The following is a 16628-nucleotide window of genomic DNA, read 5'->3' as shown; positions in this document are numbered from 1 at the left end:
AGGATCACAAAAATGAAAGGTATTGCATACCAGAGCGCGCAACAGGCGCTAGATAACTTAGAAGATATGACCAAAGGCATAGCGCCAATTGGCGAAAGCGAGTATTTAGCAAGAATAGAGAAAGCTCAACAATATATGCAGCAGAACAACATTGATGCACTCTATTTAAATGCTGGTACAAATTTAAAATACTTTACTGGTTTACAATGGTACGCCAGTGAGCGTTTGGTCGGTGCTATTTTACCCGCCAATGGACAAGTTCAGTTTATCGTCCCGTTTTTTGAAATTGGCTCTATTAAGGATTATTGGCTGATTGAAGGCCCTATTCATGCTTGGCAAGAAGAAGAATCTCCTTACCAGCTCGTCGCAAACGTACTTAACACTCTCAATATTGATAGCACAGGCACACTCGCCATTGACGAAAGCACTGCGTTTTTTGTTGCTGATGGGATCAGACTCGCGGCACCTGAGCTTTCGCTTATCAATGCAAAGGCATTAACCGCGCATTGTAGAATGCATAAATCGGCCAATGAAATTGCCCTTATTCAACGTGCAATGGACATGACACTTGCCGTACATAAAGCAACGGCATCTATGCTGTATGAAGGGATCACCACAACCGAAGTTGAAGCTTTTATTAATGAAGCGCACAAAAAAGTGGGGGCACCGGGCAATTATTTTTGTATTGTGCTATTTGGTGTGGCGTCGTCATTCCCACATGGTGTAAAAAATCCACAAACGCTGAAAAAAGGCGATGTGGTTCTCGTCGACACAGGTTGTAAGTTACACGGCTATCTTAGTGATATCACCCGTACTTATGTTTTTGGCGACCCCAGTGAAAAGCAAAAGTCCGTTTGGCAAATCGAGAAGCAAGCGCAAATTGCAGCATTTAATGCAGCCAAAATTGGGGCGCCCTGTGGCGCTGTTGATAAGGCCGCGAGAGAGTATATTGCTAGCAATGGTCTCGGTCCTGATTATCAACTACCTGGTTGCCCACATCGCACTGGACACGGTATCGGCTTAGATATCCACGAATGGCCTTATTTAGTCAAAGACAACCCTGAACCGCTTGCAGCTGGAATGTGTTTTTCAAATGAACCTATGCTGGTTATTCCTGATGAATTTGGCATTCGCTTGGAAGATCATTTCTATATGACCGACGATGGTCCACGTTGGTTTACTGAACCTGCACATAGCATAGACAATCCTTTTGGGGTTGAATAACCTTAGCGATACCTACATGATGAGATGCTCTGATAAGCAACTCATCATTTATCGTGATTGATTTAAGCACAGGTTAATTGGTATAAACTTAATACCTGCAATTTACTGCGCTTCAACTTATGATAGCAACTACTCCACCACCACCCTATTACGCCGTAATTTTTACCAATATTAAAAATGAAGACGATGAGGGCTACGCCCAAACCGCGTCGAGAATGGTCGAGCTTGCACAGCTTCAACCCGGGTTTTTAGGATTAGAATCAGCGCGTGAAGAGGTTGGGATCACCGTTTCCTATTGGCGCGACCTAGAATCAATCAAAGCATGGAAAGCCAATGCTGAGCATATTGAGGCGCAAAAGAACGGCAATAAAAAATGGTATCAAAGCTATACAACTCGTATTGCTAAGGTAGAACGTGAATATAGCTTATAAGGCTACTAACGATTACCACCACCGACTAAATTGTCTTGCTCTAGCTGTTTTTATCTCTAGCAAGACAACTTCAAATTACGACAAAAGTCCTTCAAATAGCAACTAATATAAAAATTGCAACTTTTAAATAAAAAACTTCATAAATTACTGGTGGCATATTTTAAAAACTCTTCTATGATAAATTCTCAAATCAACATAAGTTAACATTTTAAAGGAAAATAGAATGAAATCACTCATTGCGTTATCTATGGTATTAGGAGCATCGGTAGTATCTGCCCAAGAAGTTACTTATTATTCAAGTGAGTGCTATTATGCAGCTAATGGGATAACAAGCGTTAATGGCGTACTCTATAGTTATTCAGCTTCGGAGCGTTCAAATACGCCTTGGTATTTGACTGAAGAAGAAGCCACATGTGAAGGTGGTAAGGTGATAATTGGCACTTACAGGAGCTTTTTTGGTTCTTCAGTAATGTATAGAGATGTATATACCCCACTGCAAAGCAGTAAATTAAATACTAAAACCGTTAACGAGTAACCCCTAAATTATAATAAACCACTATAATTCCTATTTTTCTAATAGTGGTTTATTATTAAAATTAATTAATTTATTTTCTTTATTCTATTTTTAATTCTTGATAACCCTTGTGCCGTGCATCCTAGATAGTTTGCCAAATCTTGATTAGTAATCTTCATTACCCAATCAGTTCTATACTCAAGTAAAAATCGGTAGCGTTCTTCAACCGTGTTTAAAAGTAAAAAAGCTTCCTTTGCCTCTTTAAAGAGTAACTGTTGTTGAAACAACTTTAATTTAAGCTCTGTTGTTGTCTGCTGCTTGAACAGACTCAAAGGAACGTGCACTAATATCGCATCTTCAATTACAGCTAGTTGAAAGTGGCTGGGTAAGTCCCTTATCCATTCGGCATACAAAATACATAGCTCACCTGGAAAATAAAACTCCTTATGCCTTATCTCTCCACCCTCGCTGATAGCTGAGGAAACTAGCTTCCCCTTTTCGATAAAATAGCCAATATCCTGTTTAGCACCTTGTGACAGCACTATTTCGCCTCGAGCATGTTTTGTTCTAATAAATTCAGGATGTTCATCAGTGAACGCTAAGAGTTCAGCTTTCATTGTTTCACAGAGCTGACCTAAAGTTTGGTAAGGCATACACAGTCCTCTCACTGAAGTCAATTTAATTACACTCGCTGTGATAATACCAATTTTTTGATCTACTTAACCTGAGGTTTGGATAAGGAATGTTCCAACTCATTGTTTCTAAAGAATAACTTAGTTTTTTCCTTGTCTAGCCAGAGAGTTTTAGGGAAAACAAGGCGAATTTACGCACCAATAGCTGGCTATTGGAAGTGAATTCAACGCAGTTAGCGCTAAAACTGGCTGCTAGAAAGGCATTAATTATCCGCAGCTCAGGTTACTTAAGTAACCAGAGCTTCAGGATAACAACTTGTTCGCTAGCAGCTGTTATCCCTTACTACTGCGTTAAATTTGCTTGCAATAGGCCAGCTATTGACGCACAAATTTGCCTTGTATTAAGAAATAAATTGTGGCTAGAGTGATATTACACTTTTGAACTTGGATATTTTAGTGGATTAACTAACTTCTTATCCCGAGTTCAGGTTAAGTAGATCAAAAAAGGCTCCATAAGGAGCCTTTTTAACGTGTGGTATTAACTTACCAACCCGCTTTCTCTTTTAGTGCAGAACCGATTTCTGCAAGAGAGCGAACTGTTTTAACACCCGCTGCTTCAAGTGCTGCGAATTTTTCGTCAGCTGTACCTTTACCGCCTGCGATAATTGCACCAGCGTGACCCATACGCTTACCTGGAGGAGCTGTAACACCTGCGATGTAAGAAACAACAGGCTTAGTTACGTTGTGCTTGATGTACTCAGCCGCTTCTTCTTCAGCTGTACCGCCGATCTCACCGATCATTACGATAGCTTCAGTTTGCGGATCGTTTTGGAACATCTCTAGTACGTCGATGAAGTTAGTGCCTGGGATTGGGTCACCACCGATACCAACACAAGTAGATTGACCGAAGCCAGCGTCAGTTGTTTGCTTAACTGCTTCATAAGTCAAAGTACCAGAACGTGACACGATACCTACTTTACCAGGTAAGTGGATGTGACCTGGCATGATACCGATCTTAGTTTCACCTGGGGTGATAACACCTGGGCAGTTAGGACCAATCATGCGAACGCCAGTTTCTTCTAGCTTCACTTTAACATCAACCATATCTAGTGTAGGGATGCCTTCAGTGATACATACGATTAGTTCGATACCTGCACTGATCGCTTCAAGGATAGCGTCTTTACAGAACGCCGCTGGTACGTAGATAACAGATGCAGTTGCACCAGTTGACTCTACCGCTTCACGTACTGTGTTAAATACAGGTAGACCTAGGTGAGTTGTGCCGCCTTTACCAGGAGAAACACCACCAACCATTTGCGTACCGTACTGGATAGCTTGCTCAGAGTGGAAAGTACCCTGACCACCAGTGAAACCTTGACAGATTACTTTAGTATCTTTGTTAATTAGTACAGACATTATTTGCCCTCCGCAGCAGCAACTACTTTCTCAGCAGCGTCAGTTAGTGACTCAGCTGCAATGATGTCAAGGCCAGAGTTCGCTAGTACTTCACGACCAGCTTCAGCGTTAGTACCTTCAAGACGTACAACTACTGGTACGTTTACGCCAACTTCTTTAACCGCACCGATAATACCTTCAGCGATCATGTCACAACGTACGATACCACCGAAGATGTTAACTAATACTGCTTTAACATTGTCGTCAGAAAGGATGATCTTGAATGCTTCAGATACACGCTCTTTAGTCGCGCCGCCACCAACGTCTAGGAAGTTAGCTGGCTTGCCGCCGTGTAGGTTTACGATGTCCATAGTACCCATCGCAAGGCCTGCACCGTTAACCATACAACCAACGTTACCGTCTAGTGCTACGTAGTTAAGCTCAAAGCTTGCTGCGTGTGCTTCACGAGCGTCTTCTTGTGAAGGGTCGTGGAATTCACGGATCTTAGGCTGGCGGAACAATGCGTTGCCGTCTACACCGATTTTGCCGTCTAGGCAGTGTAGGTTACCAGCGTCTGTGATCACTAGAGGGTTGATTTCTAGTAGAGCAAAGTCGTGGTTGATAAACATTTGCGCTAGACCCATGAAGATCTTAGTGAATTGCTTAACTTGAGTTGGGTTCAAACCTAGTTTGAACGCTAGCTCACGACCTTGGTAAGCTTGAGGACCTACTAGTGGGTCGATCTCAGCTTTATGAATTAGCTCAGGCGTTTCTTCTGCAACTTGTTCAATTTCTACACCACCTTCAGTTGATGCCATGAACACGATTTTACGTGAACCACGGTCAACAACAGCACCTAGGTATAGTTCATTTGCAATATCAGTGCAGCTTTCTACTAAGATTTTAGCAACAGGCTGACCTTTCTCGTCTGTTTGGTAAGTAACTAGGTTTTTACCTAACCAGTTTTCAGCGAATGCGCGGATTTCGTCTTTGCTGTCTGCAAGTTTAACACCGCCAGCTTTACCACGGCCGCCAGCGTGTACTTGACACTTAACAACCCACTTGTCTCCACCGATTTTACCAGCAGCTTCAACTGCTTCTTGAGGTGTATCACAAGCAAAGCCTTCTGATACAGGTAAACCATATTCGGCAAAAAGTTGTTTTGCCTGATACTCATGCAAATTCATGATGCTTTATCCAATTTTTTATACTAAAAAAGCTGAATATTTATGCAAATAGTCAGCTATCCCAAATTGCGCACATAGTATAGATCCCAAGGCTTCTGATGAAAACCCCACTTAGACCAAAGGCGCAAAAAAAAAGCTGTATGCGAGCATACAGCTTATTCTTTAAACAAATATTATACGTCTAGTAGTAGACGTGTTGGATCTTCAAGCAACTCTTTAATTGTTACTAGGAAACCAACTGACTCTTTACCATCGATTTGACGGTGGTCATAAGATAGTGCTAGGTACATCATAGGTAAAATTTCAACTTTACCGTTTACTGCCATAGGACGTTCTTGGATTTTGTGCATGCCCAAGATTGAAGACTGTGGCAAGTTGATGATAGGCGTAGATAGCAGTGAACCGAATACACCACCATTGGTAATAGTGAAGTTACCGCCAGTCATATCGTCAACAGTTAGTTTGCCATCACGACCTTTAATAGCCAATTCACGAATATTCTTCTCGATTTCAGCAACAGAAAGCTTATCACAATCACGTAGTACTGGAGTCACTAGACCACGAGGTGTTGATACCGCGATGCTGATGTCAAAGTAGTTGTGGTAAACGATATCGTCACCGTCGATTGACGCGTTAACTTCAGGGAAACGCTTAAGTGCTTCAGTTACCGCTTTCACGTAGAAAGACATGAAACCTAAACGAATACCGTGGCGCTTCTCAAATACCTCTTGGTACTGCTTACGAAGATCCATGATTGGCTTCATGTTTACTTCGTTGAACGTCGTCAGCATTGCTGTTGAGTTCTTCGCTTCTAATAAGCGGTTAGCGATTGTCTTACGTAGACGAGTCATAGGTACACGTTTTTGAGTACGCTCACCTACCGGGGCAGCTGGTGCAGAAGCCGCAGGCTTAGACTCTGATTTTGCTGGTGCTTTAAGGAAAGCATCCACGTCTTCTTTAGTAATGCGGCCGCCTTTACCAGAACCTTTGATCTTGGCAGCATCAAGGCCTTTCTCTGCGATAAGACGACGAACAGATGGTGTTAGTACATCTGAGTTTTCGTCAGAAGCAGCAGCTGGTGCTTCTTCTTTCTTCGCACTTGATGATGCAGCTGGTGCGCCACCGGCAACGATTTTACCGATAACTTGATCACCTAGTACTGTCTCACCTTCAGCGTGGATGTGCTCACCCATCACACCGTCTTCAGGTGCAACAACTTCAAGAACCACTTTATCTGTTTCAATATCAACTAGGTTCTGGTCGCGGCTAACCGCTTCACCTGGTTGAACGTGCCAAGTTGCGATAGTAGCGTCTGCTACTGACTCAGGAAGTACAGGTACTTTAATGTCCACTTCTTTACCTTCTGCTGCTGGCGCCGATTCTGACGCTGCTGGTTTTTCATTTGATTGAGCAGGCGCCGCTGCTTCATCAGCAGCACCTAGTTGTGCAATAACTTGTTCGCCAAGAACGGTTGCGCCTTCCTCTTCAGAAATTGCAACGATAACACCATCTTCTGGCGCTACAACTTCTAAAACGACCTTATCCGTTTCGATGTCAACTAAGTTTTGATCACGAGTCACTTTATCGCCAACGCTTACATGCCATGTAGCAACCGTTGCATCGGCAACAGACTCAGGAAGAACAGGAACCTTAATTTCGGTTGTCATCTCTTATTCCTTATTTCTTAATTGTTAAAGCGTCAGCAATTAACGCGTTTTGTTCTTTAGTATGTGTAGACATGTATCCACATGCTGGTGCAGCTGAAGCCTTACGGCCTGCATAAGTCAGATTTGCGCCAGCTGGGATAGCTTCCCAGAAATGATGCTGTGAACAGTACCAAGCACCTTGGTTTTGTGGCTCTTCTTGACACCAAACAAAATCTTTTACGTGCTGGTAGCGAGCCATGATCTCATCCATCTCTTTGTGAGGGAATGGATATAGCTGTTCAACACGAACGATAGCCACGTTGTTAAGCTCTTGCTTACGACGTTCTTGCAGTAGTTCGTAATAAACCTTACCGCTACAGAACACAACACGCTCAACGTTTTCAGGATTGATATCATCAATCTCATCGATCATGTTATTGAATACGCCTTCGGATAGCTCTTCTAGGCTAGAAACAGCTAATGGATGACGTAATAGCGACTTAGGTGTCATTACAATCAGAGGACGACGTAGTGGACGAACCGATTGACGACGTAGCATTGCATATACTTGCGCTGGTGTTGACGGCACACATACTTGCATATTGTGGTCAGCACAAAGCTGTAAATAACGCTCTAAACGCGAAGAACTGTGCTCTGGACCTTGACCTTCATAGCCATGAGGAAGAAGTAGTGTTAGACCACATAAACGACCCCACTTCTGCTCACCTGAACTTAGGAATTGGTCGAATACGACTTGAGCACCGTTGGCGAAGTCACCAAATTGCGCTTCCCACAGTACCAATGACGTTGGCTCTGCTGTCGCGTAACCATATTCGAATGCAAGTACCGCTTCTTCCGAAAGTACTGAATCGTACACTTCGAACAGGCCTTGGCCTTCACGAATGTTTTGCAGTGGAAGATAAGTAGACGCGTCTTTTTGGTTATGAACTACGGCATGACGGTGGAAGAATGTACCACGACCAGAATCCTGACCGGTAAGACGAATATCAGTGCCTTCATCAACCAAGGTCGCGTAAGCCAATGTCTCAGCCATACCCCAATCAAGCATTTTCTCGCCTTGCGCCATAAGTTTACGATCATCGTAAATCTTTTTAACGCGTGATTGTGCTTTATGAGCCTCTGGGTAGCTCGCAATCTTTTCGCCAAGCGCTTTGAGTTTATCTAGCGCAACCTTTGGCTCATACGGCGTGTCCCAATCGTGACCAACATACTTAGACCAATCTGATGAGTGTTTGGTTTCTTTTTGAATTTCTTCTACGACACAAACGCCTTTATCAAGACCATTTCGGTAATCGTCAGCAATTTGTTTCGCATCGTCTTCAGAAATCACACCTTCGCGCACAAGTTGATCAGCATACAATTGGCGAGGTACTGGGTGCTTTTTGATTTTCTGATACATAAGCGGTTGCGTTGCATTTGGCTCATCCGCTTCGTTGTGGCCGTGACGACGGTAACATACTAAGTCAATCACCACATCACGTTTAAACTTGTTACGGAAATCAAGTGCAACTTGTGTAACGAAAGCAACGGCTTCAGGATCATCTGCATTCACGTGGAAGATAGGTGCCTGAACCATTTTAGCGATATCAGTACAGTATTCAGTCGAACGAGTATCTTCGCGTTTTGACGTAGTGAAACCAACTTGGTTATTAACTACGATGCGGATCGAACCGCCAACGCCGTATGCACGTGTTTGCGATAAGTTAAACGTTTCTTGAACGACACCTTGACCTGCGATTGCAGAGTCACCGTGAATTGTGATTGGTAATGCTTTAGAACCACTTTGGCAATTCAAACGGTCAAGACGAGCACGTACCGAACCCATTACTACCGGGTTTACGATTTCAAGGTGAGATGGGTTAAATGCCAATGCCATATGAACATTGCCGCCCTTCGTACCGAAATCTGAAGAGAAACCCATGTGGTATTTAACGTCACCAGAACCTGCGTGCTCGCCGTATTTACCAGCAAACTCGTCAAAGAGTTCTTGTGGGTTTTTACCCAATACATTCACTAGTACATTTAGACGACCACGGTGGGCCATACCAATTACGGCTTCTTGCTGACCGCTTTCACCAGCACGGTGAATAAGCTCTTTCAGCATAGGCACAAGTGAGTCACCGCCTTCTAGAGAGAAACGCTTAGCGCCTGGGAATTTTGCGCCCAAGTACTTTTCTAAGCCGTCTGCAGCAGTTAGACCTTTGTAGATTCTTAGTTTGGTTTCTTTGTCGAATTGTGGCTTCGAGAAGGACGATTCCAAACGCTGTTGTAACCAACGTTTTTCTTCGGTAGACGTGATGTGCATGTACTCAGCACCGATAGAGCCACAGTATGTCGCTTTAAGCGCAGCGTACAAGTCTTTGAGTTTCATTGTCTCTTTGCCACAAGCAAAAGAGCCAACGTTAAATTCTTTATCTAAGTCTGCATCGGTTAAATCATGAAAAGCAGGGTCAAGATCGCGAACACGTTCTCTATCCCAAATCCCTAAAGGATCTAGGTTTGCGTTCTGATGACCTCTGAAACGGAATGCATTAATTAACTGCAGAACTTTAACTTGCTTGGCATCAGCAGAACCCTCTGCGGAAACCACGACTTCTCTGTGTTTGTTTTTAGCAAGCTCCGCAAATTGCGCTCTTACTTCTGAATGTTTAGTGTCAACATCCACTCCATCAACTTTAGGTAGTTGATCAAACACCTCTCGCCACTCTTCTGGCACTGAAGCTGCATCATCTAGATACGCCTCATATAGATCTTCTACGTACGCAACGTTACCGCCGTACAAATGCGAAGATTCTAGCCATGCCTTCATCACACCTTCGTGCATCTATTAGCCCTTTTATCTAGCGCAGAAACTCAAACGAAAACAAGATGGCAAGCTTTTGCTTGCCATCTTAGCTAGTAGTATGTGTTATACCGAACGGTTTAACAACATTGATTTAATTTGTCCAATTGCCTTAGTTGGATTAAGGCCTTTTGGACATACGCTAACACAGTTCATAATACTGTGACAGCGGAATACGCTGAACGCATCATCAAGACCAGCAAGACGTTCTTCTGTCGCTGTATCGCGGCTATCAGCCAAGAAACGATAAGCATGTAGAAGACCCGCAGGACCGATGAACTTGTCTGGGTTCCACCAGAAAGAAGGACAAGACGTTGAACAACATGCACAAAGAATACATTCGTACAGGCCATCTAGCTTTTCACGTTCTTCAATTGACTGAAGACGTTCTTCACCACCAGTTGGCTTGTCGTTGATCAAGAATGGCTTAACCTTCTCGTATTGCGTATAGAACTGGCTCATGTCGATTACTAAGTCACGGATCACCGGAAGACCTGGTAATGGACGAATGACGATCTTGCCTTTACCACCGTTCTGCAAAGCAGAAATTGGAGTAATACATGCAAGACCATTTTTACCATTCATATTAATACCGTCAGAACCACATACCCCTTCACGGCATGAACGACGGAAAGATAAAGATGGATCTTGCTCTTTTAACTGCATAAGAGCATCTAACACCATCATGTCACGACCTTCCTCTACTTCTAGAGAATAGTCTTGCATGCGTGGTGCCGCATCTTCATCAGGATTATAACGATAAACAGATAATTCTAAAGTTGCCATCGCTTAGCTCCTAGTATGTACGTGCTTTCGGTGGGAATGCTTCACGAGTCTTAGGCGCGTAGTTAACTTCACGCTTACTCATAGACTCAGACTCTGGGTTGTAAATCGAGTGACACAACCAGTTTTCATCATCACGCTCTGGGTAATCGAAGCGAGAGTGTGCACCACGACTTTCCGTACGGAAGTTCGCAGCAACCGCTGTCGAGTACGCTGTTTCCATCAAGTTATCTAACTCTAGACACTCAATACGTTGCGTGTTGAATTCAGCAGACTTATCGTCAAGACGTGCGTACTGTAGACGCTCACGAATTTCTTTAAGTTCTTTAAGACCTTCAGCCATTGCGTCACCTTCACGGAATACCGAGAAGTTAAGCTGCATACAACGTTGTAGATCTTTCTTGATTTGTACAGGATCTTCACCCTGACCTTTCGCAGAAGTTTCCCAACGGTTAGTACGCGCAAGTGCTGCGTCTACGTTATCGTTGCTTGCTTCTTTAGCGATTTCAGCATCTTTCAAGTAAGTACCAAGGAAGTTGCCCGCCGCACGACCAAATACAACAAGGTCAAGCAGTGAGTTACCACCTAGACGGTTTGCACCGTGTACAGATACACACGCAATCTCACCTACTGCGAATAGACCTTCAACGATCTTTTCATTACCTTGACCGTCTACGTTTAGCACTTGACCGTTAACGTTAGTTGGTACACCACCCATCATGTAGTGACAAGTTGGGATTACTGGAATTGGCTCTTCTGCTGGGTCTACGTGTGCGAATGTCTTCGCTAGATCACAAACGCCTGGAAGACGTAAGTTAAGTGTCTCAGCACCTAAGTGGTCAAGCTTCAGCTTGATGTGCGGACCCCAAGGACCATCACAACCACGACCTTCACGGATCTCAGTCATCATTGAACGTGCAACAACGTCACGTGACGCTAGGTCTTTCGCGTTTGGCGCATAACGCTCCATGAAGCGCTCGCCATCTTTATTTAGAAGGTAACCACCTTCACCACGACAACCTTCTGTTACTAGTACACCCGCACCGGCGATACCTGTCGGGTGGAACTGCCACATTTCCATGTCTTGCATTGAAATGCCAGCACGAACCGCCATACCAACGCCGTCGCCCGTGTTGATGTGTGCGTTCGTTGTTGATGCGAAAATACGACCCGCACCACCAGTTGCAAGAACAACTGCTTTTGATTTGAAATAAGTGATTTCACCTGACTCGATGTCGATTGCGGTGACACCCACTACATCGCCATTGTCATTTTTTACTAGGTCTAGTGCATACCACTCAGAGAAAACGTTTGTTTTGTTTTTAACGTTTTGCTGATATAGGCAGTGTAGCAACGCGTGGCCAGTACGGTCCGCTGCGGCTGCTGTACGTGCAGCTTGCTCGCCACCAAAGTTTTTCGACTGACCACCGAAAGGACGCTGATATACGCGGCCGTTCTCAAAACGAGAGAAAGGTAGACCCATGTTCTCAAGTTCAGTGATAGCTTCTGGACCTGTTTTACACATGTACTCGATAGCATCTTGGTCACCGATGTAATCAGAACCTTTAACCGTATCGTACATGTGCCATTCCCAGTTGTCCTCGTGAGAGTTACCTAGCGCAACGGTGATACCGCCTTGTGCTGATACTGTATGAGAACGAGTTGGGAAAACTTTTGAAATAAGAGCACAAGTTTTGCCTGATTCCGAGATAGCAAGTGCCGCGCGCATACCCGCACCGCCTGCACCGACTACAACTGCGTCAAATTCACGTACGTTATATTTCACTTAAACACCCCACAGAACAAACAGACCAATAGCTACGTAAGCTAAAGCCATAAGGTTTAATACAAAGCCAAGAATAGTGCGAGTTGTTGAGTTCTTAACGTAGTCAGTTAGAACCTGCCACAAACCGATGCGTGTATGTACCATGATGCATACTAGTGTGATCATCGTTGCTGCTTTCACAGCTAAGTTTGAGAACAACCCTGACCAAGCTTCATAAGTCAGTTCAGGAGTAATTAGAAGATAGCCTACGATAAATACCGCGTAAGCTAGGATAATTAACGCAGTTGTACGTAGTGACACGTAGTCTTGTACGCCATCACGCTTTAGAGTCGCTTGATTTAAGACCATATCCATACTCCAGCCAAAATTGCTACGATAACCCAAAGTGCTAGTGCAATCTTCGCGCTATTGTTGCCTGATTCTAATTCTTCCCAATGTCCCATATCCTGGATCATGTGACGGATACCACCGATGATGTGGTAAGACAATACAGTTAGGGTGCCCCACGCGATGAATTTCGCGATAAAGCCAGACATCAGTTCTTTTACAAACTCGAAGCCTTCAGGAGAAGAAAGGGATTCAGACCAAGCCCAAATCACAAAGGTCAAAGCGAAGAAGAAAGCGACACCGGTGACACGGTGAAGAATCGACGCTTTAGCCGTTGGCGGCATAGATATAGTCGTAAGATCTAGATTTACAGGTCTTTGCTTTTTCACAGTTACTTGCCCATCTTTGCCCACAAAGGAGCTCATCTACTTGTTTTTATGAAACCCACCTACATATTGCAAATGTAGGTGGCACACTCTAGATAAACCAATTAGGACACCAAAAAGTTCACTCGAGTGTAAAAATTGATGTAAAAATAGGTTTACCCACAGACGATACGGTATAAAACCGTTGACAGTATATAAGGCTATGCGCCCTTTTACAATTCTTGTTTAGATAGAGACGCTTGCGAATTAGCGAATGGTCTAATATTTAATCGCCGTAGAATATTTATTATACATTTATGCATAAATCACAGAAAAATTGACTTTTAACCTAGGTTATAAGTTAGAATGATCTGAATTTGCTTAACATTAGTATCACAACATAACAATCAGAATATTGTTATTAAATAGGAGACAAATAGATGGCAGATAAAAAAGCCACAGTCCATATTGATGGTCACGATCCGATTGAGTTACCAATTTACGAAGGTACAGCTGGTCAAGACGTAGTTGACGTTCGTTCTTTAGGTGCTCACGGCCTATTTACGTATGACCCAGGATTTATGTCGACTGCCTCTTGTGACTCGTCTATCACTTACATTGACGGTGCCAAAGGTGTACTGCTTCATCGCGGTTATCCAATTGAGCAACTTGCTGAAAATTCTAACTATATTGAACTTTGCTACCTACTATTAAACGGTGAATTACCAAGCGAAGAACAACTAGCTGAGTTCTCAGATGAGATCACTCGCAACACAATGATGCACGAGAAGATTGCTGCGTTTTTCCAAGGCTTCCGTGTAGATGCACACCCTATGGCAATGCTATGTGGTGTAGTTGGTGCGTTATCTTCGTTCTACCACTCAGATTTGGATATTTCTGACGAAGATCAACGTATGCGTTGTGCAATCAAGTTAGTAGCTAAGCTACCAACAATTGCTGCAATGGCGTACAAATATAACGTTGGCCAACCGTTCGTATATCCACGTAACGACTTGAGCTACGCAGAAAACTTCCTTCACATGATGTTCTCTGTGCCAGCTGAAGACTACAACGTCAGCCCTGTACTTGCTAAAGCAATGGATCGTATTTTCATGCTTCACGCAGATCACGAGCAAAACGCGTCAACTTCAACAGTTCGTCTTGCTGGCTCTTCAGGTGCAAACCCTTACGCGTGTATCGCGGCAGGTATTGCATCACTTTGGGGCCCTGCACACGGCGGCGCAAACGAAGCATGTTTAACTATGCTTGAAGAAATTGGTTCTGTTGATCGTATTGACGAGTACGTTGCAAAAGCAAAAGATAAGAACGATCCGTTCCGTCTAATGGGCTTTGGTCACCGCGTTTATAAAAACTTTGACCCACGTGCGACAGTAATGCGTCAAACGTGCCACGAAGTACTTAAAGAGCTAAACATTCAAGATCCACTGCTTGACGTAGCAATGAAACTTGAACAGATTGCCCTAGAAGACCCTTACTTCATTGAGAAGAAGCTATACCCGAATGTAGACTTCTATTCTGGTATCATTCTTAAAGCAATCGGTATTCCAACAAGCATGTTTACGGTTATCTTCGCGATGTCTCGTACTGTGGGCTGGATTTCACACTGGAACGAAATGCTTTCTCAACCAGGACACAAAATTGGTCGTCCGCGTCAGCTTTACAAAGGCTACACGTCTCGCGACTACAAAACACAAAACGACAGATAATCTCGTTATTGTGTTTGAAAAGGCCGCTTAATGCGGCCTTTTTTGTTTTAATATCGCCGCGTATTCGTTAGAATCGCGCTGCTCAATTAACTCAGGTACGTTATGACTGACATCCAATCTCTGCGCAACGACTTTCCAATTTTGAACAAACAACTTGATGGACAGCCGCTTTGCTATCTTGACTCTGCTGCAACTGCGCAAAAACCGAACAAAGTCATTGATGTCATAAAAACTTTTTATCAAGATGAGAATTCAAACGTACATAGAGGTTTACACACGCTTAGTGAAAACGCCACTGTTCGCTACGAAAGTGCCCGAGAAACAATTGCCAATTTTTTAAATGTTGAAACACGAGAAATCGTATGGACCAGCGGCGCAACTGAATCACTAAACTTGGTGGCTCATGGCCTGAGTGCAAGCTTAAATTCAGACAGCGTCATTGCCATCAGTCCCTTTGAACATCACGCTAACATAGTGCCTTGGCAAGAAGCTTGTCAACGTACAGGCGCAACTTTGCTGGTGTTACCTATGTTAGACGGCGTCCTCGATGAGCAAGGCGCTATTGCGATGTTAAAGCAGCATAAACCTGATGTGTTAGCAATGGGCCATGTTTCAAACGCACTTGGGAATATTCATCCAATTGAGTCGCTCATTTCGGTTTGCAAGGCCTTAGGTACCATCACGGTTATCGACGGCGCACAGTCTTTACTGCATTTGAGACCTGATCTAAAGGCGCTGGAATGCGACTTTTATGTTTTTTCAGCTCATAAAGCGCTTGGACCAACAGGTGTCGGCGGACTTTATGGTAAATACCAGCAACTAAATGCGCTCCCGGTATACAAAACCGGCGGCGAAATGATAAAAGAAGTGAGTTTCGAGCGATCCAGTTATAGAGAGGCACCTAGCAAGTTTGAGCCCGGCACTCCCAATATTTCTGGCGTTATCGGATTTGCCGCAGCGATAGATTATGTAAACGAGATTGATCCCAGTGCACTTCAACGTTATGAGCAAGCGCTCTATCACTCCCTTTTAGCAAAGCTAAAACAGATTGAAGGCATCACGGTTTATGGCGATACACAAAACAATGTTGGCGTCGTCAGTTTTAACTATAAAAACGAACACCACTACGATCTTGCCACACTACTCAATACATACGGCGTAGCAGTCAGAAGCGGACACCATTGTACTCAGCCGCTAATGAAAATGCTCAAGGTTAATGGAACAGTACGTGCAAGTTTGGCTTTTTATAATAACCAAGACGATATTGAGCATTTTATTAATGCGTTAAGTGCCACAATAGAATTATTAGATTGAACTTATGAATATTGAACATATCACAAAAAAATTATCTGAAAGTCATGGCTGGCAAGCCAAGTATCGTGAAATTATGCTGCTAGGTAAACAACTTCCAACTCTTCCTGATGCACTGAAAGTCGACTCAGCGATAGTGTCAGGCTGTGATAGTAAAGTTTGGCTCTATCTGGACTTAGATGAAAGCGCGCAGCAGCTCGTGCTTATTGCTGACTCAGATACGCGTATTGTCAAAGGATTACTTGCAATCATCATTGCAGCGTACGCAGGTAAAACGCCAGAACAAGCAAGCCAGTTTAATGCTTATGAACTGTTTGAGTCGCTTGGATTAATTGCTCACCTAAGCCCATCTAGAGGTAATGGTATACGTGCGATTGTTGAACAGATCCAAGTGCAAGCAGAGATATTAAAATAACGTGATATAAGGTGCTCAAACG

The 16628-nt window shown here is 43.6% G+C and carries 15 protein-coding genes; 6 read left to right on the top strand and 9 right to left on the bottom strand.

Going from position 1 to position 16628, the window contains the following annotated elements; genetic code table 11:
- The first annotated feature begins 12 nt into the window (after positions 1 to 12).
- From EXT47_RS07875 to EXT47_RS07865, 3 genes are all read left to right on the top strand, one after another.
- Positions 13 to 1224, top strand: coding sequence for a Xaa-Pro peptidase family protein (locus tag EXT47_RS07875; RefSeq protein WP_039495750.1), 1212 nt, complete (start codon positions 13 to 15; stop codon positions 1222 to 1224).
- A 119-nt stretch (positions 1225 to 1343) separates the two neighbouring features.
- On the top strand, positions 1344 to 1655 hold the full coding sequence (locus tag EXT47_RS07870) for an antibiotic biosynthesis monooxygenase (RefSeq protein WP_010604654.1): 312 nt from the start codon (positions 1344 to 1346) through the stop codon (positions 1653 to 1655).
- A gap of 223 nt (positions 1656 to 1878) precedes the next feature.
- A complete protein-coding gene (locus EXT47_RS07865; protein ID WP_039495749.1) occupies positions 1879 to 2190 on the top strand; it encodes a hypothetical protein in 312 nt (103 codons plus the stop codon).
- A gap of 65 nt (positions 2191 to 2255) precedes the next feature.
- On the opposite strand, the gene EXT47_RS07860 is transcribed toward EXT47_RS07865, so the two are convergent.
- The 9 genes from EXT47_RS07860 to sdhC all read right to left on the bottom strand — a co-directional run bounded on the left by EXT47_RS07860 (position 2256) and on the right by sdhC (position 13177).
- Positions 2256 to 2822 carry a Crp/Fnr family transcriptional regulator gene (locus EXT47_RS07860; protein WP_010604652.1) on the bottom strand — a complete coding sequence of 189 codons (567 nt, stop codon included), beginning with the start codon at positions 2820 to 2822 and terminating at the stop codon, positions 2256 to 2258.
- Between the two features lie 522 nt (positions 2823 to 3344).
- Positions 3345 to 4217, bottom strand: a complete 873-nt coding sequence (sucD, locus tag EXT47_RS07850) for a succinate--CoA ligase subunit alpha (protein WP_010371451.1) — start codon at positions 4215 to 4217, stop codon at positions 3345 to 3347.
- The gene (sucC, locus tag EXT47_RS07845; RefSeq protein WP_010371452.1) at positions 4217 to 5383 is read right to left on the bottom strand and encodes an ADP-forming succinate--CoA ligase subunit beta; all 1167 of its coding nucleotides are present in this window, start codon (positions 5381 to 5383) and stop codon (positions 4217 to 4219) included. The genes sucD and sucC overlap by 1 nt, the downstream gene beginning before the upstream one ends.
- Before the next feature lie 173 nt (positions 5384 to 5556).
- Positions 5557 to 7050, bottom strand: coding sequence for a 2-oxoglutarate dehydrogenase complex dihydrolipoyllysine-residue succinyltransferase (odhB, locus tag EXT47_RS07840; protein WP_045989062.1), 1494 nt, complete (start codon positions 7048 to 7050; stop codon positions 5557 to 5559).
- A gap of 10 nt (positions 7051 to 7060) precedes the next feature.
- Entirely contained in the window at positions 7061 to 9874 is a 2814-nt protein-coding gene (gene sucA / locus EXT47_RS07835; protein ID WP_010371459.1) for a 2-oxoglutarate dehydrogenase E1 component, read from the bottom strand.
- Between the two features lie 84 nt (positions 9875 to 9958).
- The gene (locus tag EXT47_RS07830; RefSeq protein WP_010371461.1) at positions 9959 to 10678 is read right to left on the bottom strand and encodes a succinate dehydrogenase iron-sulfur subunit; all 720 of its coding nucleotides are present in this window, start codon (positions 10676 to 10678) and stop codon (positions 9959 to 9961) included.
- Between the two features lie 10 nt (positions 10679 to 10688).
- Positions 10689 to 12461, bottom strand: a complete 1773-nt coding sequence (sdhA, locus tag EXT47_RS07825) for a succinate dehydrogenase flavoprotein subunit (RefSeq protein ID WP_010371464.1) — start codon at positions 12459 to 12461, stop codon at positions 10689 to 10691.
- A complete protein-coding gene (sdhD, locus tag EXT47_RS07820; RefSeq protein WP_010371467.1) occupies positions 12462 to 12809 on the bottom strand; it encodes a succinate dehydrogenase, hydrophobic membrane anchor protein in 348 nt (115 codons plus the stop codon).
- Positions 12800 to 13177: a succinate dehydrogenase, cytochrome b556 subunit gene (sdhC, locus tag EXT47_RS07815; protein WP_125252744.1), complete on the bottom strand. Its 378-nt coding sequence runs from the start codon at positions 13175 to 13177 to the stop codon at positions 12800 to 12802. Before sdhC ends, sdhD begins: the two co-directional genes overlap by 10 nt.
- Before the next feature lie 416 nt (positions 13178 to 13593).
- On the opposite strand from sdhC, the gene EXT47_RS07810 reads away from it, so the two are divergent.
- From EXT47_RS07810 to EXT47_RS07800, 3 genes are all read left to right on the top strand, one after another.
- Positions 13594 to 14880: a citrate synthase gene (locus tag EXT47_RS07810; protein WP_010371472.1), complete on the top strand. Its 1287-nt coding sequence runs from the start codon at positions 13594 to 13596 to the stop codon at positions 14878 to 14880.
- 102 nt (positions 14881 to 14982) lie between these two features.
- Positions 14983 to 16194, top strand: coding sequence for an aminotransferase class V-fold PLP-dependent enzyme (locus EXT47_RS07805; RefSeq protein WP_130126237.1), 1212 nt, complete (start codon positions 14983 to 14985; stop codon positions 16192 to 16194).
- A 4-nt stretch (positions 16195 to 16198) separates the two neighbouring features.
- Complete coding sequence (locus EXT47_RS07800; RefSeq protein ID WP_039495744.1) at positions 16199 to 16606, top strand: SufE family protein; 408 nt, start codon at positions 16199 to 16201, stop codon at positions 16604 to 16606.
- The last annotated feature ends 22 nt before the right edge of the window (positions 16607 to 16628 follow it).

Origin of the sequence: Pseudoalteromonas sp. CO342X, from assembly GCF_004208915.1 — a bacterium.
Lineage (GTDB): Bacteria > Pseudomonadota > Gammaproteobacteria > Enterobacterales > Alteromonadaceae > Pseudoalteromonas > Pseudoalteromonas maricaloris.
This window is presented reverse-complemented; position numbering and strand designations above follow the sequence as displayed.